Origin of the sequence: Formosa algae (genome assembly GCF_001439665.1) — a bacterium.
In the GTDB taxonomy this organism is placed as follows: Bacteria; Bacteroidota; Bacteroidia; order Flavobacteriales; family Flavobacteriaceae; genus Formosa; species Formosa algae.
The window spans coordinates 1-19987 of the sequence record NZ_LMAK01000027.1; the positions used below are offsets into that span (position 1 = coordinate 1).

Here is a 19987-nt window from a genome sequence, read left to right on the forward strand (position 1 = left end):
GTTTATCTTTATAGACGCTTATTATATCAATATAAGATGTTCTTTCATTGATATAAATAACTTCTAATAAATTACTAAAGTAGAAATAATCATATTTCAATATATTTTCTAAAAAAAATATCTTATCAAAATCACTTAATGAGAACACATTTGAGTTTTTGGGCAATTCAGAATGAAGCACTTGGTAAACTTTAAGTTGCTTACCACTAGAATAAAAATTGTTTATTTTATTTATGAAATCGAAATTTACTGCCGTATCTATGTATGGCTTAGCAGAAATACCTGTTTTTGTTACTTTTATTAAACCTTTTGAATTTTCATTAACAGTTAATTCTTGAGTAAAATTCACACTAAAAACCTCAAATTTTCTATTGATTGTTACTGCCGTTACTTTTTTATTTTCTATAAATGATGATACTAACTTAAAATACCCTAACCTTCTAACTTTTGTATTAGTTGACATAATCCTTAGTTCATTTGAATCTGGTATTTCTTTTTTCAAAACAAAGAATTCCCTATAAAATTTTGGGTTTTCCGAATCATCAAACTCATTAAAAACAGATAGATATTCTAAAAATTCTTTATTTAAAATGTAATTTTTATTAAATTTAATAGTGTAAAAATATCGTTCAAAACCACATAACTCATCACCATAATCAATATATAATTTATACGAATCTATAGAATCCGAAAAGGCTTTATTTATTGTTCTAATTAAAAAATACATTCTTTTGGATAATGAAAAATATTCATTACCAAATTCTCGATCTTCAATGTTTTCATAATCTATTATTTCAATACTAAATATACTTATAGCATTAACGATTATAATTCTAATAAAATCTTCATCAATTAAATGAAAAGATATATCGTCGATAAATGGCAATAAAGTGTCTTCAACACCCATTTTTATAGTATAACGAGAAAGTTCAAAATATAAATAACCTTCATTGTAATATGACTGGTCAGATTTATCAAGTAAAAGAAATAATGAATTCATATTTTATATAAAACAACTAGCACAACCTTCACCTTCAGCTTCTAATATCTCATCCTGCCAAGACTGTCCGGTTCTTGATTTTTTCTTTTGTCTATTCATTCTTAAATAGTGTTCTTTTTTAATAGATGCTACACGTTCGGGTTTTTCTAAGTCCTCTAGACGTTCCGCCATCCAGCTATAACCTTCTTTTTCGTATTCAATAGCTTTAACGTATAATTCAGGATGCTGTTCTAGTAACCAAACCCACTCTATCTTTTGTTGATAGAAACAAAAAAAACAACCAGATCTACTTCTAGAATAGGTTCCTGTTTTAATTTCACCATCAATTTCAACTTGATATTCAATTGGCTTGTAATATGCAGGCACACCTACTCCAGATTCTACTAAAATTTGAAATACATCGTCTAGACCAATAATTTCATCATTATCTATTAAAGGAAACTCATCCAACTTACCAATTGGGTAGTCGGTTGTTTTAAGGAATTCGAAAACTACTTTGTTAAACAGTTTTAAGTCTACATCCATTAAAGCATTTAGCTTTTGAGTTTGTGTAAACTTAGGAGAAATAAGTTGCTCGACATACTGCAAGGCACTAGGCAGAACATTATTATTTGCGTATTCTTTGTAATATGCTTTAACCATTTCGATATTGGAATTGATTAAAAGCTTCTTAATTACATCCTCACTCCAAATATTTTTTCTAAAAGGAAAAATAGTTTGAATATTCTCTTTCTTAGATATATACCCTTCCCTATTTTCGTCACCTCTAATCCCTACATAAGAAATTGTTGGCTCATCGCTCACATAAGCTTCAAAAGGCTGTAATTTCATCTTATTAGTACACCATCTAGCCGTTGCAGAAGGTAAGTAACCTCCATACATAGCTAAGAAGTGATCGAAAGGATTTTTCATTGGAGAATTATCCTCATCCATAGATTTATATAATTCTATATCTCTTCCTAAAACAGAATTAAGTCTTCCTATTAAATCATAAGTTTCTTTTAATTCTTTTCCAGTATCACAAGTATAGTATTCTATATCAAGTTCTGGATATTTTTGGCTCATATAAATAGATAGTGCAGCACTATCCTTACCTCCTGAAATACCCAATAAATGTTTTACTTTCGCCATAATTAAATATTCATTTCTTTAGAAAGTAATTCCACTAAAAGTTCTTTTCTTTTAGCTTCGTCTAACTGACTAATCGTTTCAGTAATCTTATTTTTTATAGATGTAAATTCCTTAGTAGCTTTAGTGTTTACAACCAGTTTATCATCAACATATTCTCCTGTTTCCCCAAAAAATCGAATTGAATATAAAGTACCTTGATCGGAATTATTATTAAAGTTACGGATTTCAGAAGCTTTTATTAAACCTAAAGACAAATCTTTTACGGTATCAACCAATAAAGGCTCCTCTTCATCTATCAAATCTTCTAAGCCTTTTCCTAAAGCTACATCTGCAACGGACTTAACCCAACTTACTCTATCGTCTAAAGGAGAAATTAAACGTCTATAAAATACATTCTGAACCTTACCTAAGGTTGCGGGATTAATATCACTAATCTTAGATTGAATTTCTTTTTTGTAGGTTTCAAAGTCTGTTGACGAGCAATAGAATGAATCTATAATTACCTTTTCTATTCTATTTAATAATTCATCATAAGCACTTCGAATTTCTCTTATTGCATCTTGGATATGCTTAGTAAACGAATTAAGTACCTCCTCATCTTCTTTTATAGATAACGAATGAAAGCCTAAAGCAGTTGGAAACAAATTAAACAGAGCATCTTCGGGATCTTTTGAAGCCAAGATAGCTTCTCTTAATTTTATCGCTTTACTAGATAATTTATCAGTTTTAATCGTATAGTTATTTAATCCTCTCTGAAATCTTAAGAAATTCCCAAAGATAGACAAGAAGGTAGACTGTGTTCCTTTTGAACTTGAATCTCCAATTTGAACTAACTCTTTATAACTCTCAAGCAAATTAACTTTTAAACCAGAAACATCGTAACTTTTTATTAAGAAATCTTGAGGCTTTTTATGGATTAAATCAATAGTATCTTCAGTTATAAACGGAATAAAACCACCACTAGAATGAAACAAACCATAATCTTCCTTTTTAGCGATTAAGAAAATAGGAATCCAAAAATCAATAAATCCTTTTTTCAGCTTGTATGGACTTTGTTCTAACAGTTCATAAAATTCCAATAAATTTCTTTTATTAGATAAAGAACTATTCAAGAAAGCTTCTGATTCATTCCAGAGATTAGTTAAGTTAGAGTCTTGAGGAGGATTACTCAACTCATAATAACCGAGATCATTATTTCTTTGATGTATACCTGACTCCTTTAATAAACTTATATAAATAGCTTTTTGGGGTGGGAATTTTTCAGCAGGAAAATCTAAATTTTCAAGATGTTCGTTCTCTAATAAAGCTCTAATTAAATGTTTTCTAGCGGTATTAATAGGACCACTTAAAAACTGTTTATTTATAAGTTCATTATTAAAAACTGGTGTGTGTTCATAAATTTTATAGCATATTTCTGTAAGCCATTCATATAATTTATGCTTACTTATTACGCTCTCAATTTCTCCATCATTAATCCAAATATTTTTATCATTATTAAACAACTGGTTAATTGCTAGATTTCTTAATTGTTGTAAATGAAACTCTCTCTCTGAACTTAATAGTTTTAATGCATTTCTGTCATCTTGATGTTTTTCTAGAAGTCTATCAAACTTAAGAATCATTAAAACTTCATTCCTAATTTGACTAGAATTTTTATATAAAACAAAGACATTGGATGTGTAATCTTTTGACATCTTATTGATATCGGCAACTTTTACATCATCAAAGACTAAATTAATATAGCCATCTATAACCCCTTCTGCTTTGGATAGTCCGTTATTTGAATCATATATTTTATATTCAAAAAACCGACGTGTACCTGTTTCAAAAGAATATCTTTTAACAAGCAAAACAGGTAAATCTACAAGATTCTTTATTTCATTTGAAATAGAGAAATCAGGATTAATCTCTCTACTAACAGTAATTAACTCCTGTTCTAGATCAATATCTGTTCCTTCTAAAAAATTAATTTTATTACTATATTTATAGAATCTAATTATCCCAGCTTTTTCAAGCCTGTCTAGAATAAGTGATACATTTACTTTTCTAGTAAGTTTAAAATATTTAGAAATAAAAGCCTTATCAAAAAGACCACCCATTTTAGAGAAAATATTAACTAATCCTATGGTTTTTATAACCTCAGAAACTTGCTGATAGTCATCCTCGAAAACTAACTCTGCTCTTTCAAGTGCTCTAAACGTAGTTAACCATTGTGCTCTATGTGGATTGTCTGGACTATTAATTTCAGTAGATAATGTATTAACCAAGTAATCGTACACATTAGAAACTGAATAAAAATTTTCTTTTAGTTTCTTAATAGAGTAATCAGTATCGTCATTCAAAAATGAAAACAATGATCTCTCATTCTGTCCGTAACGCTGAAGTGAATTAACCAAAACATTTGATGAAAGCCAATCTAACGGATATAGCGAATTACTTAAGTCATCATTTACCAATTTATTATGGCTAACTAGTTTCGAAGCATGTATTAACTTCAGAAGATTTTTAAAGTCAGATTTAAGCCTTACAGGTGTTGTAAACTCTTTTAATTTTTTACTTGCAAAATAAATAAGCTGTTCTACCGGCTCATTAAATACTAAATCAACAAATCTTCCTTTTACTTTTTCCCATTCTAGCTTATCTTGATTAGACAAGTTACTTCCATAACTTGAAAAATTTTGATGCAATGTTATAATGAAGTAAGTTTCATTCAAATCATCGTTGGCCCATTCTGATATTTGCTGAATTAAAAAGAGCTCATCAGCCGACTCATTTTTTGAGGCGTACTCTAAGAATTTTCCAAACTCATCAATAACAAGTACAACACCTTTATTTTTTTTAGAAGCAGCAACTCTTCTTTTCTCTAAAGCAGCTATAACTTTAGAATTATCTAAATCGCCTTTTAGCTTAAATTCTTTTCCAAGTACATTTAAAAGCGAATCATTTTCTCCAATAATCTTTATAAATTCATAATCAACAACATTACCTTCTTCCAAAGATAAGTCATTAAAAAACATTTGCTCTTTATTCAAATTTTTCTCAAGTGCCCAAAGAAATGTTGATTTACCTGTTCCGTAATTACCAATTAAATTAAATGATTTGTTCGCACCATAATTATTAACGAAAATTCTATCAAAAATCTCTTTCGTATTTGGCGTAACAACATAGTCTAATTGCTTAGACTCGTCTCTAACTATATTAGTTGAAATATTATTAATGTACTCCATAATGGTTTTTCAACATATTATTTTTAAACTCGTTTGAGTTATTTTTAAATTGTAATTGTCTTACTCCAGCATCGTCCTTGTAAACAAATTGATTATTCTCTTCACAAAGTTTATCTATTTGAATTTCTAAACCTTCATTAGACAAGCATAAGTAAGATCCAACAGTTTTTCTTACTCTATCAAAACTCACTGCATTTTCATCTTCAAATTCATTTAACAAGCAATAAGCAAAAACATCACTAGAAATGCTTTCTTGAGTATTTCTATTCAACCTATAAACTGTTTGATTTACGGCATTCTTTCTTCCTGTATCAGATACCAGGTTCAGACCAAGTAAAGGCGCATTAAAATCATCTTCAACAGTCTTTTCATTTTTAACAGGAGAAACAAATGTTCTTATAAATACTTTAAAGTCCGAATTGAAAGTTTTTTCTGCAACCTCTTTCTGATCATTGTCAACAAGAATTCTATTTACATAATTTAATATCTGATATTCAGAAAATTCTAAAGTAGCTTTATCAGAAAAATAGCTTGAAAAAATAAGTTGAAAAATTGATGAATGATTAGTCTTACATAAATAATATTGTAGTAACCATAATGAACCTTCGTTCTCCAAATAAGGATCTAGTTTTTCGGTAAGAAATAATAAATTGGCAAATTCAGTTAGAACATCTTCCTTATTCAACATACCGAAAGCCTTTAACCAATGTTGAATAGATCTAACCATATTCTTCCCTACACCTAATAAAGGAATAGCTTCATTCATTTTAAAAATATCTAAACCGCCCTGATTATCAATAAGTTGAACACCTTTTAAAATCCATTGCTCTTTACAATGAAAAGTGTCATGTCCTGAAAATCTTAAAGATTCTTGATTTGAAGTCATTAATTATTAATATAAATTTGATTCGTAGTGCAATTTAATTTAAATATGGATGAACTCATCCATATAGAATAAGTTTTTATTAAGAATTTGAAACACAAAACATAAACACCTAACAAACAGAAAATTAGACACAAGTAGATATGGCTAAAGAAAAAAAATGGCTTTCTAGTAAAGAAGCCTTAAAGACTGCAAAGATACAAAGTTGTGACATAATGAATTATCGAATTAAAGGAAATCTTGAGTTCAAAAAACAAGGAAATGTTTTTTTTTTATTCTAAGGAAAGTATTGATAAATTGAATAAAAGCAAGTAAACTTCTCTATAAATCCTACATTACATAATTATATAATTCTATATTTATAAACTAATAATAAATTACCCTACAAGACTTCATAATCAACTCTATCTAAAATGGATTTAATGTTACTATCCACTTTTGGACTAAACAATTCCTTACTCACGGTATACGCCTTTAAAAGATGCTCTGGATAATTTAAATGCAAAAGTTCCTTAATTTGAGCATTAGTTAAATTAGATGACAACCATTGTTTAGATTGTTCAAGATTAAGAATTAAAGGTTGACGCTTTTTAAGATTATGAATTTTCGCAAATAAAGGAGATGCTTCCTTTGTTATTATAGAAAAAGTAACATAAGTATCGATAATAGTATAAATTCCTGCTAACGACAATGGTTGTTCCTCGAAGTTTTGAATAAAAAATGGATATTTCTTTTTCTCGTATTCATATGGCTCAAAAAATCCTGTTACAGGAATAATACAGCGTTGTTCGTAGATACCGTTTTTATATATAAAATGATTAAATAGTTTCTCTGCTCGTGCATTTAGGCCACCACCATATTTAACAGCGTCTTTATAATATGGTTTTATTTGATCTACTGATTTATTAGGAGGAACTATACCCCAAACACCTGGAGCGATCACTTCAGGTTTCTGTTGTGGGATAAACAACATATTAGGATGAGCAAATCCATTTAGATGATATTGTGGTTTATCAAAAATAGCACGCACTTCTTCATTGCTTAACTTAACACCATAGTGTTTCTCTAACTTTTTAGTTTTGAATGTAGTGGCGGTGTGGAAGCACATATGTTAATTTTTGGTCTAAAATCTACTTTACCAATTTCTTATTTTTAAATTTTATAAAATTAGGAATTTCATTTATAGCTTCCTTATTAATTGAAATTTCTTTATCAAACTTATATAGTTCTTTTTTATATTCTAAATATGCCTCTTCAATAATTAAATAATCTTCATATTTATAACTTAAGTATTCTTCTAGTTTTTTTTCACTATAGAAATATTCATTTTTTCTAGTTTTTCGCTTTCGCTTTCGATTTTTAATTTTATTTTTTAAAATTTCATAGTTTTTCTGCTTGAATTCAATTTTTTTCGTTTCAAGAAGATTAATGTTTTTTGGTATTTCTATTGATACTCCATCTTCTAACATAGACAAAATATCTTTTTTAAGCTCTAAGAGTAAGTTATAATAATAGTCATAATATTTTTTAATGTTAATTTGTTCTATCAATTTTAAAACTTTAATTGATTCACAGTACTTCTCTCCTAATAAATTATAAGTACTGTACTCATAATAATCTAGCACCTTATAGTTGTCACTAATAGTTTGTACTGAGTTAAAATCAAGAGTCATAAATTTCTTTAAATCCTCTCCAATTCTATTCGAATTTTTTATCAAATATTTATCTAAAAAAGCCCTTTCATTTTTTAATGCAGAATAATAATTTTCGCAAATAAAGTTAAAGGAGGATGCCCACTCTGAATATTTTAAGCAGTGTTTTGCAGAATAATTAATAATTTGCTTGTATTTGGCATGTGGATATACAACAATGTCTGAAAAAGGTGCGAGTATAATATTTTTATACTTAATTACTGAGTAAAAATAACTTACACATCCAAATCCGAAGTTTGTCTCTGAAATGAAATTAAAATCTTCACTTAATTCAAAAGAGTATTGTTCCCATCCACGATCTAGATGAGAAATGGCTAAAGTGTTAGTGTTTAATAAACTGTATTCTCTATTCAGGTAAAATGCATTTAATCTATGGTGGAGGTGATTTTTTAGTTCATGTACGGTTGTTAATTCTGAATCAGCCAAACACACAGATACAGAATTTAACTCTGTAAAGGCTCCTTTTAAATCAGTACAATAATCAAATCTTTTAAATAAATCAGGAAACACACTTCTTATACTCTTAATGGTGTTTTTTATATCGGTAATGATCATATTCTTGAACCGATCTTCCTTGTTTTCGATTTTTGTTTCTAGTTCATTAATAGCGCATTCAATAATTTCATCATAATTTCTATTAATCACTTTAGTGGTACTAATTAGGTTCCCTTCTTTCGTATTTTTTTCTATAGTATATATTTCCTTGATTTTCTTAATAGTATCCATAAGTGTTTATCCAAGATTAATTAGATGCGGAGTTTAACTCCTAAATTTAACGAATAAATATGAGATAAAATGTCGGTTTATAAATCATAGTTAATGCCTAAATTTATCTAAGTAATTTATGCTTACATAATATCCTCAAATGCCATATCGAGTTCTTCAGTACAAAAATCTTCTAAATATGTTTCAGTTGTTTGAATAGACTGATGTCCTAAGCCTTGTTTAATCATTACAGTACTTCTTCCTTTTTTTAATGATAGTGTTGCGAAAGTATGTCGAGCAGTATAGAAATTAAGTTTACCCTTAATACCGCATTCAAGAGCGATTTTGCTAAGAAGTTTTCCATAATGATTTAACACACTTTTTTTTCGAGATTTTAGTTCATCTTTTGTATAAAATTCTATATCCTTTTTTAAAATTGGAAAAATGTATTCAGTATCAAACGGACGATAAGTTTTAAAATAATTCAGAATTTTTATGGTATAATCATTATCAGGGATTTTTATATTTAGCTTTACTCCTGTTTTGTTTCTGGTGTAGGTAAAATGGCTTAAATCTATATCATCCCATTTCAATTCTGCTAAATCAGTAAAATTCATACCTCTGCAATAAAAACTAAATAAGTAGGTGTATAATGCCTTTGCTCCCTCTTTGTTCGTAGAAAGGTCATAATCAAGAAGTAATTGTAAATCTTGTTTAGTTAAGGCTCTTTTTATTTTACTAGATTTTAATTTTGAGATTATATAATCTTTAAAGGGATATTCCTCCCTTGATGCAATTTTCGATTTAATGGCTGAATTATACACAGCTCTAATATTACGCATGTAAACCCCAATACCACCGTCATTACAGCCATGAGCACGTAAGTTAGATTCAAAAGCCACTAGGAAAGTATAATTAATTTTCGAAAATGAATAAGTTGTAATTGAAGGTGTAAATCGTTTTAGGGCTTTAATTGTATCGTTATAAGAATTACAAGAACTTATTTTTCCAGATTGGTAGAATTGAATTTTTAACTTTTCGAAATAGGGTATAAAATTTAACTGTTCAATTTCTTTAGGTCTAAATAATGAATCAAAAATGTCTATGGTGAATTCAAATTCCTTTTCAATCATTAAATCTAATATTTTGGAAGCATCTTGTTTTATTTTATTTAGGATACGATTAGATTGCAAATAGTTGGGGTATTTTGAAGTAAATTCACTTGTCTTTTCATTCCAGAATTTAGGTAAGACATTGTAGGGTGTTTTGTAAAATTTTGACTTTCTATTAATCGTTATTCTTAGATTAATTGGATTTGTACCGTCACTTAGCTTTGTTTTTTTTAAGATGATTTTGATACTAGCTTTCATAGATAATTTTTTAAAAGTTCAACATACGTACAACAAATGCTAACATTTGATGAAACTCGATGAAACAAAAATATTTTTAAAAAATTATAAAGTATTGAAAATCAGTGATTTTGAAGCTAAATGCAGTTAAATGCAAAGGTTGCTTGTCTATCTCATAATCAGGTGGTCCCTGGTTCGAGCCCAGGTGGGACCACTTCAATATTGTTAAGCCTTTCGAGACATCGAGAGGCTTTTTTGTTTTTAGACATGTTCTGTTAATCTTAATTCAGGAAAGCTAACTTTTATTTTAGAAATTTTAAACAGATAATGTCTTTTAAGCTTTGTATACGTCTAATGCAAAAGCGTTTTCTAATCTACAAATATCAAATATTCCGAATGTAGGTGTTTAAATTTTCAGGTCTATCTAATTGTAATTTGTGTCGCAGTCTATAGCGTTTCTTTTTAAGTCCATCTTTAGAAATATTCATCACATTACATAGGTTTACAGCCGACATATTAATTTTCAAATAGGCGCAAAATCTAATTTCTGTAGGCGATAAATCTGGATGAAGTGTCTTGAGATTCTTGAAAAAATCTTTGTGGATATTTATAAACAACTCTTTAAAATCATTCCAGTTATCTTTTACTTTTATTTGATTGCTTAGTGTTTTCGAGAATTGTAAAATTTCAGTTTCAAGAGCTTGTCCTTCATTATGTTTAACAATTTTTTCTAGTTTGGTAGACACGCCTTTTAAAATATCATTATTTTGATTTTCACTCAATGTTAAGGCTAATAGTTCTTTTTCTTTTTTTAGGACTGTATTTGTGATTTTCTCTTTTTCTAAACCAAGTAGTGTTAATTGCTCTTTTACCGAAATAAGGTCGGTAATATCTAAACCCATACCAGCAAAATAATTGTCGTTGCCAATTTGAAATTTGTAACCTTCAAAAACAAACGGAATACTTTTTCCTGCTTTGGTTAGAATATTGGCATAAACTTGTTTGGCAACACCTGTTTCTTTAATGGTTTCAATAGCATGCTCTATAATTTTGGTGTAGTCTGACGTTAAATAAAACGCAGGATGTTTATCTAAACATTCTTCGTAGGTATACCCAAAAATTTCTTGATGAAAAAGATTACACATTTTAAGTAAAACATCGTCTTCCGTAACTTGATAAACATAAAAGGTGCCTGGAAGGCAATTCATAGCTGTAGGATTAAAAATGTCTTCCAGTTTAGTGTCTTCCTCAAAGTATGTTTGCATCATAAGAATGTGATTTTTTAACTAATATAAATCTTTTTTAAAAAAGTAGACAAATGGTAGACAAAATTTTTAATGGCTTGTTTCTTTGTGTATTATATTTAATTTTGAATTTGTTTTGACTTAATAAAACCCATATATGAAAAATTTTTACATTCTGATTATCTGCTTAATCAGTTTAACCGTTAGCGGTCAAACCGATGCAGATGCCTTGGCTAAACAATTGCAAAATCCTATTGCAAATTTAATTAGTCTGCCTGTACAAGCGAATTTTGATTATGGCATTGGAACAGAAAATGGAAGTAGAATGACCTTAAATATTCAGCCAGTTATTCCCTTTTCTGTAAGTGAAAATTGGAACTTAGTAACACGTACAATTGTACCCGTTATTTCTCAAAATAATGTTTTTGGAAAAAGTGGAAGTCAATTTGGACTTGGTGATGTTGTAGCGACAGCATTTCTATCTCCTAAAGCGCCTACAGATGGTGGTATTGTTTGGGGTGTTGGTCCTGTGTTGCTGTTGCCTACTAGTACAGATAATTTATTAGGATTAGGAGAATTTGGAGCTGGACCTTCTGCAGTAGCATTAACCCAAAAAGGAGCATTTACAGTTGGGGGATTAGTAAATCATATTTGGGCAAATCAGCTTAGTAGTACTTTCTTTAATCCTTTTATAGGACGAAATTTTTCGGGTGGTCGTGCTTTAACTTTAAATACAGAATTAACTCAAAATTGGACTAATGATGCATTTACAGGTGTTGTTATGTTACAAGGTTCTAAAGTTTTTAAAGTTGGAAATCAGGCTATTAACGCAGCTATTGCACCGCGATATCATTTTGGTGGAGCAAAAGCTGCAGATTGGGGAGTTAGAGCACTGCTAATTTTTCTTTTTCCAAAGTAAATAAAGCTTATACGTTTTTTAATACCACTAAATCCTTAAAATTGATTATTGGTACTTAAAATAAAAATTTTGGCTGTAATTGGATCTATATTAATTAGGTGTGTTAGATATTACATATGAAATGTTTAGGGTAAGTGTGCCTTCTATTACGTTATGATTAAATTAGTAGCTAGGGGTTCGCAGTTCTCGGTAAATGATATTTAAAACTAAGCGTATGCATTATATGTGTAAGGTTATAAGGCTATTACCTCAACTATTTATTCGCTTGAGAATACTGAAGTAAAATATCTTGAATTAAGGTTCCAACCATATTATATAATCATATCAGGCCTTTTGATTAGGCATTAGGTTTTTGTAGGTTTTATTCTAATTATGTGTAATATTTTCTTCAGGTAAACCAACGGTCTGAATTTATTGCTATTAACAAGTCTTAAAATAATAAAGTATGAAAAAAATAATTTTTCCATTAAGTTTAATTGCTTTTTTAATGCTCCAAGGCTGTAAGGATGCTTCCGAAACAAAACATGAAGAAGATCAAATATCATCTTCAAATAGCAATAAACTGCCATATGAAGATCCTGAATTTCAGGGAAAAATTGGTCGTACGTATAAGGATTCAGAAATGGCGTGGCCAGATCTGCCTACACCACCTAAAGATGCACCAAATGTAATTGTGATTTTGTTGGATGATGTTGGGTTTGGAATGACAAGTACTTTTGGTGGTTCCATACCTACGCCCAACTTAGATAAATTGGCAGATAACGGATTACGTTACAACCGTTTTCATACCACCGCTATTTGTGGGCCTTCAAGAGCCGCACTGCTTACAGGACGTAACCACCACAATTCCGGAAGTGGATTTTTAGCTGAGTGGGCAACAGGTTTTCCTAGTTATACCACCATGATTCCAAGAAGCACAGCGACTGTAGGAAAGGTTATGAAATATAATGGAATGAACACCTCTTGGTTTGGTAAAAATCACAATACACCAGATTGGGAAACTAGTGCTGTTGGGCCGTTCGATCGTTGGCCAACAGGTTTAGGTTTCGATTACTTTTACGGATTTAATGCCGGTGAAACCCATCAATATTATCCAGTTGTTTTCGAAAATACAGTACCTGTAGAACCAGATAAAACACCAGAAGAAGGCTATCATTTTATGACGGATATGACGGATAAAGCGATTAGTTGGATGCAGTTACAGAAATCTATTTCGCCAGAAAAACCTGTCTTTATGTACTTTGCTCCAGGTGCTGCTCATGCACCTCACCATGTGACTCAAAAATGGCGAGATCAATTTAAAGGTAAATTCGATCATGGTTGGGATAAAGAACGTGAGATCACCTACGAGCGTCAGAAAAAAATGGGAATTATTCCAGCTGATGCTAAATTATCACCAAGAAACGAAAAAGTCCCTACTTGGGATTCTAGAAGTGCTGAAGAGAAAAAATTCTATTCATTATTATATGAAAACTTTGCAGGTTTTTTAGCGTTTACAGACCACGAAGTCGGACGATTAATAGATGCCGTTAACCAATTACCTGATGCCGATAATACGCTAATCATGTACATAGTAGGTGATAATGGGGCGAGTGCAGAAGGCGGACTCGAAGGAACTATAAATGAAATAAAAGGGTTAAACGGTATTTCCAGTACCATTGCAGAAAATTTAGAAAAAGCAGACGAAATAGGAGGTCCATCTACAGAACCACATTTTCCTGTGGGTTGGGCTTTTGCAGGAAACACACCGTTTCCTTGGGTGAAGCAAGTTGCGTCTCATTTTGGTGGAACTCGTAATCCTATGGTTGTATCATGGCCAAAAGTAATAAAAGATAAAGGCGGTATACGTTCTCAGTTTTTACATTTAATAGATGTTGTTCCTACTATTTTAGAAGCTACAGGTATACAAATGCCAGAAGTTGTAGACGGGGTAGCACAACGTCCGTTAGACGGTAAATCATTTCTGTCTACATTCACCGATGCCGATGCACCAGAAATAAGAAAAACACAATATTTTGAAGTGTTTGCAAATCGTGCATTATATCATGAAGGTTGGGTTGCAACGCATCAACATACATTGCCATGGCGACAAGATATTGCTCCTGGCTTTGAAGATGAAGTTTGGCAATTATATAATATTAAAGATGATTTTTCGGAAGCTATAGATGTTTCAAGTGAGCATCCTGAAAAATTAAAGGAATTACAAGATATGTGGGAAGTAGAAGCTGAAAAGTATCATGTTTTCCCATTAGACGATCGTGGCTCTGCACGTCTTGCAGTGCCTAAACCATCTCCATTAGGCGATCGCAAATCGTTTACGTTTTATGAAGGTGCCACCCGAATTCCAGAAACAGCTGCTCCAAATACCAAAAACACATCTTGGACCATGGAAGCTATGTTGGAAACTACACCTAAAGCAAAAGACGGTGTCATTAATGCCATAGGAGGTTTAGGTGCCGGTTATACCCTATATGTAAAAGATGGATATCCTACATTTTTGTATAATTTCTTTGAATCCGATATTAAAACCATTAAGTCTACCAAAAAACTACCTGATGGATTAGCCTCTGTAAAAATAGACTTTAAGTACGATGGTGGAGGTGCTGGAAAAGGAGGTGTTTTTACACTCTTTGTTAATAACGAAAAGGTAGGCGAAAGTCGTATTGAAGCCACAGTTGCCGGACGTTATGGTATTGATACCTTCGGAATTGGAGAAGATTCAGGATCGCCAGTAACGCATAATTACAAGGCGCCATTTAAATACCAAGGTCAAATTAAAGAAGTAACCATTGATTTGAAATAAAATCTAATCGCTATTAATTATATTAAGAAAAAGAGAGCTTTAGGGCTCTCTTTTGTATTCTAAATAACATTATTGTAATAAGCTTGGTTGTTTTAATCATCAATATTAATGAGTAAAATTACATATTTAATGTGTGCTTAAGTCCAGTTTTGAGTAGACAAAAGGTGGACTAAAATTAAAATTACAAAGCGTGTTTTTAAAAAATTAGAGTGGATCTGAAAAAGTTTTGCCTTAATTTTATCAGCCTAACTGAAATTTTTACTGAATGTTTCGATAAAAAAGCCTTTAGTTTTTAATAAAAATGTAACTTTAGTAGGTAAATGGTATTAATAATCATTGTAGATTTTAATGACGATTATTAGTTCTAAACGCATGATGTAATACGTACTATTAGTATTTTAACTTATCAAAGTTATTTTCTTCTTAAAATGTATTGTTTTTTTGAGCAACACTAATAGTTTTGTGTTTTTATGTAGTAAACTTTTATAACACATTAAACATATTATTCTTTATGAATAGCTAACATAAGATGTTTTGATTATATATTTATATAAAAGTCAAATCAATACATTTTATGTATTAAAATAAATATGATGATAAAAAATAGAATTAAAATCCTAATACTGGGAATCTTATTAGTGAGTATTTCGGCTTGTAAAAATAAAGTATCGAGTGCAAAAGATACTTCTGAAATTGCTGAGGTTACAATTCCTGTAAAAAGTGAAAATTTTATAGCAGAAGGATTAGCAGAACCCATAACCGTGGTGAGTAGAACATTGTCTGATGGGACGACTGCCGATTGTTATAAAATAGTTACTAAAGGCACACCAACAGATCATGATATGGGGCCTTGGTGTCCAGGTAATATTTCAGACGATGCTTCTGCAGGTGGAATATGGTTAGAAAACGGAAAAGTATATGATGTAGATGGCGAGTTTGTTAAAAATTTAGCCACATTTTATGAAGATGATACTTGGATGTTATACGATAAAGAAACAGGAGAAATCACCAAAACAAAAACAAAGCAAGAGTGCGAAGATGCAGCAAATCCTAATGTTGGAGTTGAGTATCAAAATTTTTGTGTAGAATGTTTACCATCGTATTTAGGTGAAATGACACATACGTATTATATTCCTGTAACGCCTAAAAAAGCAGAGAAAGCGTATAGCTTTTCTAGAGGTCCTGGCGGTGGCGGTGGTCACGGACCAGAAGGACATGAACCTCCAAAACGTCCAGAAGGTGGAGAACGACCAGAGAGAGGAGAACGTCCCGAAGGCGGAAGACCTCAGGAAGGCGGAACGGGAATGCCTTCTAACAGAGGTCTAGCATTTAATGGTGTGGTTTTTAATGCACCTGCACCAACAGATAATATTTTAAGCGCTTACACTATTGCTCCTTTTGATGATGCTGGCGGACATATAAACTTAAATGAAGGGTATCACTATCATGCGGCAACGGGTGTATCTAAAAAAATAGAACAAGAAGATGACCATTCAGCTATGATTGGTTATGCTTTTGATGGTTACGGTATTTATGGAAATACAGATGCTAACGGAAAAGAATATACAGATTTAGATGAATCTAGAGGGCATTATGATAAAGTGAGAGGTTACCATTATCATGTAGATCAGGCTGGAAATAATAATTTTATAGACGGTTTACGTGGGGAATATGCTTTATAAAAAAGCACTATCAAGATTAGTTGTTTTTGTTGTGTTACTGCTGAGTCATTTTGCATGGGCTCACAGTCCAGATTTTTCTAATGTTATAATTTCTAAAACAGAAAACGGACAAGTAATCTTACAGATAAATACGTCTTTAACGGCGTTTCAGGAAGAGGTAAATTACATGAATGGCGAAGGAGCTTATAAGACTCCAGAAGAATTTCAGAATTTAGTAATCGCACATTTTAAAGCTAATTTTTCAATTGTAATTAATAAAACAGATACGTTACAATTTAAAAACCCCAAAGTGTTTTTAGGGCATGAAACAAAGCTTGTGGCAGAAGTAATTGGGTTGCCAGATCAGGTAAATAGCATTCATTTAAAAAACGAATTATTTAAAGAAATCTATAACAATCAGTCTATAATTATTTTTCTTATGGATCCATTTCCTACAGAAAAATTCACTTTAAGTAGAGACAATAATCATAACTTAAATATAGAATTAAAAGACGGAACATGGACCCCTATAGTGGTTGAAGAAGCCGAAGATTTTAATTTTAAATATGTTTTTTATGTTGTTGGTATTTTACTTGTTTTAGGAGTCATATTCCTAATTAAAAAACGAAAATAATTATATAAATTATCATAAAAAGAGAATCAAGCGATTCTCTTTTTTTATGCCTTAAAAGTATCACATCTCAGGAATTTATACATTAAAAACGAATATGCTATATTTGGTAGATGTAGTGTGGGTTTAAGATGCTTTATTATAACATAAAACTAAAGTGATAATAATAAGTACAGAATTATAGGTTTAGTAGAGTGTACAAAATCAATATTTCTAAGCTTAACAAAAAATGCAACCTCTTATACTTTTCACGACCTTTTAAATTTTTTAAAAATCTAATTCTAAAAATAGCCAATTAATGAAACGACCAATTCTAAAAGTGAGTCTTGTATTGTGTGCAATTACTGTATGCTTATCCTGTAAAACGGAAACATCTGAAACAACAATTAGTGATGCAGAAATTTCTGCTGAGTCTAAAAAGGTTAATGATTTTTTTCAAAAAACATTTGATCAGCGAGTAGATTTAAATCCAGAGTTTCAAACCCGTCTGGGAATAAAAAAAGACTACGGGAAGCTTAGTGATAATTCGCCTGAAGCCGAAGCGAGAGATTTGAAAATAGACGAAGATATTTTAGTATGGTTAACAGATTCTGTGAATGTCGATGCCCTTTCTGAAGATGTATTGTTAAGTTATACCTTATATAAGCAACGTATAGAAAACAGTATTAACGATTACAAATTCAGGTTACATAATTACCCTGTAAACCAAATGCATGGTGCACAATCAGGAAAACCAGCCTTTCTAATTAATATGCATCGTATAGACGATGTTGCAGATGCAGAAGCATACATTTCTAGATTAAATGGTTTTGAAGGTTATTTTTCACAATTAGTAGAAAATTTAAAAGCTCGTGAAGAGATTGGTGTTATGCCTCCAGAATTTGTATATGATAAAGTTATTCAAGATTCTAAAAATATTTTAGAGGGTCAGCCTTTCGATAATTCTGATGGTCAAAGTACATTGCTTAAAGATTTTTCTAAAAAAGTTAATGCTTTAGATATTGATGTGGTTGAAAAAACACGATTAGAAAATAGTGCTAAGGAGGCTCTGTTAACATCTGTAAAATCGGCTTACGACGGTTTAGTGACCTTTATGGAAGCACAGAAATTACGTGCCAATACAGATGATGGCGCATGGAAATTTCCTGACGGTGAAGCGTTTTATAACAATGCAATACAAAGAACCACAACTACAGATTTAACTGCAGACGAAATTCATAATATAGGACTAGCAGAAGTAGAGAGAATTCATAAAGAAATGAACGCTATTAAAGAAGCGGTTGGTTTTGAAGGTACATTGCAAGACTTTTTCCAATTTATGAAAACAGATAAGCAATTTTATTATTCAGAAGATCAGGAAGGCAAAGATGCATATTTAGCAAAAGCTGTTCATATTATTGATAGTATGAAAACCCGTCTAGACGAAATCTTTATTACTAAGCCAAAATCGGATATTATGGTTAAGGCTGTAGAGGCTTTTAGAGAAAAGTCTGCAGGAAAAGCATTCTACAATCGTCCAGCTGCAGATGGTTCTAGACCTGGAATTTATTACGCCAATTTATACGATATGGCAGCTATGCCAACATATCAAATGGAAGCCTTGGCGTATCACGAAGGTATTCCAGGACACCACATGCAATTGGCTATTCAGCAAGAACTTGAAGACGTACCTATGTTTAGAAAATTTGGTGGTTATACGGCTTATACCGAAGGTTGGGGATTATACTCTGAGTATGTGCCTAAGGAAATGGGATTTTATGCCAATCCGTATTCAGATTTTGGACGTTTGGCAATGGAATTATGGAGAGCGTGTAGATTGGTAGTTGATACAGGAATACATGCTAAAAAATGGACTAGAGAAGATGGTATTGCATATTATACAGAGAACACTCCTAATGCAGAATCTGACGCTGTTAAAATGGTTGAAAGACATATTGTGATGCCTGGACAAGCTACAGCTTATAAAATTGGAATGTTGAAAATTCTTGAATTACGCAAAAAAGCTAATGATGCGTTAGGCGATGCTTTCGACGTACGAGAATTCCATGAAGTTGTGTTGTCTCATGGTGCAATTCCTTTAAATGTTTTAGAAGATTTTGTAGACGATTATATTGCTTCAAAAAATGAAAATAGTTAAGAATTTAAACTGTAAATTTTTCTGCTTAAAAAATAAATTTTATACTACTAAATATTCCTAAAATAAGTCCATGAAATTCAAAATATAAAAGACAATAATTGTCTTGTTTAATTTTGAAAACAATGACTAAAAAAATCTGATAATTTAATGGACTTGATTCATTTTTTTATCAGATTTATTTTTTGGAATTATGTTCTTAAAATAGCTGTATTTTATAATGATCAAAACTATTTTTTATTACACGAATTTAGCAATGTGTTTTTTATTTTTTTAAATCGAAATTTTGATGTAAGTAATAGTGTTAATCACTTTTAAGTAAGATGTTTAAGCTGTTTTTTATTTGTATTTTTTAATGCTATATTCTTATTTTTATTTAGATGATATAATCTAATAAAAAAACAAAAAATGATTAGTTTTTAAATTACTCATTTTTTTAATTATGTGTTAGAAATATTATACAATTAAAAATAAAAAAATGACAATTTTAAAACAGAGTAAAAAACAATTTTTGATTATAAATTATACACTTCAAATATTATGATTTTTTCAAATAAATTACAGGTTTTAAAAACTTACTAAAAACTG

13 protein-coding genes are annotated in these 19987 nt (G+C 30.6%); 5 read left to right on the forward strand and 8 right to left on the reverse strand.

The window, feature by feature from the left end; genetic code table 11:
• The 8 genes from AST99_RS09055 to AST99_RS09090 form a co-directional block, all read right to left on the reverse strand.
• On the reverse strand, positions 1 to 1000 hold a 1000-nt coding region (locus AST99_RS09055), incomplete at its 3' end, for a hypothetical protein (protein ID WP_157486345.1).
• 3 nt (positions 1001 to 1003) lie between these two features.
• Positions 1004 to 2131 carry a phosphoadenosine phosphosulfate reductase domain-containing protein gene (locus AST99_RS09060; RefSeq protein ID WP_057781520.1) on the reverse strand — a complete coding sequence of 376 codons (1128 nt, stop codon included), beginning with the start codon at positions 2129 to 2131 and terminating at the stop codon, positions 1004 to 1006.
• A 2-nt stretch (positions 2132 to 2133) separates the two neighbouring features.
• A complete protein-coding gene (locus AST99_RS09065) occupies positions 2134 to 5358 on the reverse strand; it encodes a hypothetical protein (RefSeq protein WP_057781521.1) in 3225 nt (1074 codons plus the stop codon).
• Positions 5345 to 6244 carry a DUF4007 family protein gene (locus AST99_RS09070; protein WP_057781522.1) on the reverse strand — a complete coding sequence of 300 codons (900 nt, stop codon included), beginning with the start codon at positions 6242 to 6244 and terminating at the stop codon, positions 5345 to 5347. Before AST99_RS09070 ends, AST99_RS09065 begins: the two co-directional genes overlap by 14 nt.
• Positions 6245 to 6623: 379 nt before the next feature.
• Positions 6624 to 7349 carry an SOS response-associated peptidase gene (locus AST99_RS09075; RefSeq protein WP_057781523.1) on the reverse strand — a complete coding sequence of 242 codons (726 nt, stop codon included), beginning with the start codon at positions 7347 to 7349 and terminating at the stop codon, positions 6624 to 6626.
• Between the two features lie 22 nt (positions 7350 to 7371).
• A complete protein-coding gene (locus AST99_RS09080) occupies positions 7372 to 8679 on the reverse strand; it encodes a hypothetical protein (RefSeq protein ID WP_057781524.1) in 1308 nt (435 codons plus the stop codon).
• 122 nt (positions 8680 to 8801) lie between these two features.
• Positions 8802 to 10028 (reverse strand): site-specific integrase, encoded by a 1227-nt coding sequence (locus AST99_RS09085; RefSeq protein WP_057781525.1) that lies wholly within the window; start codon positions 10026 to 10028, stop codon positions 8802 to 8804.
• Positions 10029 to 10390: 362 nt separating this feature from the next.
• On the reverse strand, positions 10391 to 11275 hold the full coding sequence (locus AST99_RS09090; RefSeq protein WP_057781526.1) for a PAS domain S-box protein: 885 nt from the start codon (positions 11273 to 11275) through the stop codon (positions 10391 to 10393).
• 133 nt (positions 11276 to 11408) lie between these two features.
• Here AST99_RS09090 and AST99_RS09095 point away from each other — a divergent pair, with 133 nt between their 5' ends.
• From AST99_RS09095 to AST99_RS09115, 5 genes are all read left to right on the forward strand, one after another.
• Entirely contained in the window at positions 11409 to 12170 is a 762-nt protein-coding gene (locus tag AST99_RS09095; RefSeq protein ID WP_057781527.1) for a hypothetical protein, read from the forward strand.
• A 445-nt stretch (positions 12171 to 12615) separates the two neighbouring features.
• The gene (locus AST99_RS09100; RefSeq protein ID WP_057781528.1) at positions 12616 to 14973 is read left to right on the forward strand and encodes an arylsulfatase; all 2358 of its coding nucleotides are present in this window, start codon (positions 12616 to 12618) and stop codon (positions 14971 to 14973) included.
• Positions 14974 to 15566: 593 nt separating this feature from the next.
• The gene (locus AST99_RS09105) at positions 15567 to 16655 is read left to right on the forward strand and encodes a YHYH protein (RefSeq protein WP_198151451.1); all 1089 of its coding nucleotides are present in this window, start codon (positions 15567 to 15569) and stop codon (positions 16653 to 16655) included.
• Positions 16645 to 17268, forward strand: coding sequence for a hypothetical protein (locus AST99_RS09110; RefSeq protein ID WP_057781530.1), 624 nt, complete (start codon positions 16645 to 16647; stop codon positions 17266 to 17268). The genes AST99_RS09105 and AST99_RS09110 overlap by 11 nt, the downstream gene beginning before the upstream one ends.
• Before the next feature lie 295 nt (positions 17269 to 17563).
• Positions 17564 to 19402, forward strand: a complete 1839-nt coding sequence (locus AST99_RS09115; RefSeq protein WP_198151449.1) for a DUF885 domain-containing protein — start codon at positions 17564 to 17566, stop codon at positions 19400 to 19402.
• Positions 19403 to 19987 lie beyond the last annotated feature (585 nt).

Excerpts from the sequence above, each read along its gene's own strand:
- AST99_RS09110 (WP_057781530.1), top strand. The coding sequence starts at position 16,645 with ATGCTTTATAAAAAAGCACTATCAAGATTAGTTGTTTTTGTTGTGTTA.
- AST99_RS09065 (WP_057781521.1), bottom strand. The coding sequence starts at position 5,358 with ATGGAGTACATTAATAATATTTCAACTAATATAGTTAGAGACGAGTCT.
- AST99_RS09105 (WP_198151451.1), top strand. The coding sequence starts at position 15,567 with ATGATAAAAAATAGAATTAAAATCCTAATACTGGGAATCTTATTAGTG.
- AST99_RS09070 (WP_057781522.1), bottom strand. The coding sequence starts at position 6,244 with ATGACTTCAAATCAAGAATCTTTAAGATTTTCAGGACATGACACTTTT.
- AST99_RS09095 (WP_057781527.1), top strand. The coding sequence starts at position 11,409 with ATGAAAAATTTTTACATTCTGATTATCTGCTTAATCAGTTTAACCGTT.
- AST99_RS09115 (WP_198151449.1), top strand. The coding sequence starts at position 17,564 with ATGAAACGACCAATTCTAAAAGTGAGTCTTGTATTGTGTGCAATTACT.
- AST99_RS09090 (WP_057781526.1), bottom strand. The coding sequence starts at position 11,275 with ATGATGCAAACATACTTTGAGGAAGACACTAAACTGGAAGACATTTTT.
- AST99_RS09075 (WP_057781523.1), bottom strand. The coding sequence starts at position 7,349 with ATGTGCTTCCACACCGCCACTACATTCAAAACTAAAAAGTTAGAGAAA.
- AST99_RS09085 (WP_057781525.1), bottom strand. The coding sequence starts at position 10,028 with ATGAAAGCTAGTATCAAAATCATCTTAAAAAAAACAAAGCTAAGTGAC.
- AST99_RS09100 (WP_057781528.1), top strand. The coding sequence starts at position 12,616 with ATGAAAAAAATAATTTTTCCATTAAGTTTAATTGCTTTTTTAATGCTC.
- AST99_RS09060 (WP_057781520.1), bottom strand. The coding sequence starts at position 2,131 with ATGGCGAAAGTAAAACATTTATTGGGTATTTCAGGAGGTAAGGATAGT.
- AST99_RS09080 (WP_057781524.1), bottom strand. The coding sequence starts at position 8,679 with ATGGATACTATTAAGAAAATCAAGGAAATATATACTATAGAAAAAAAT.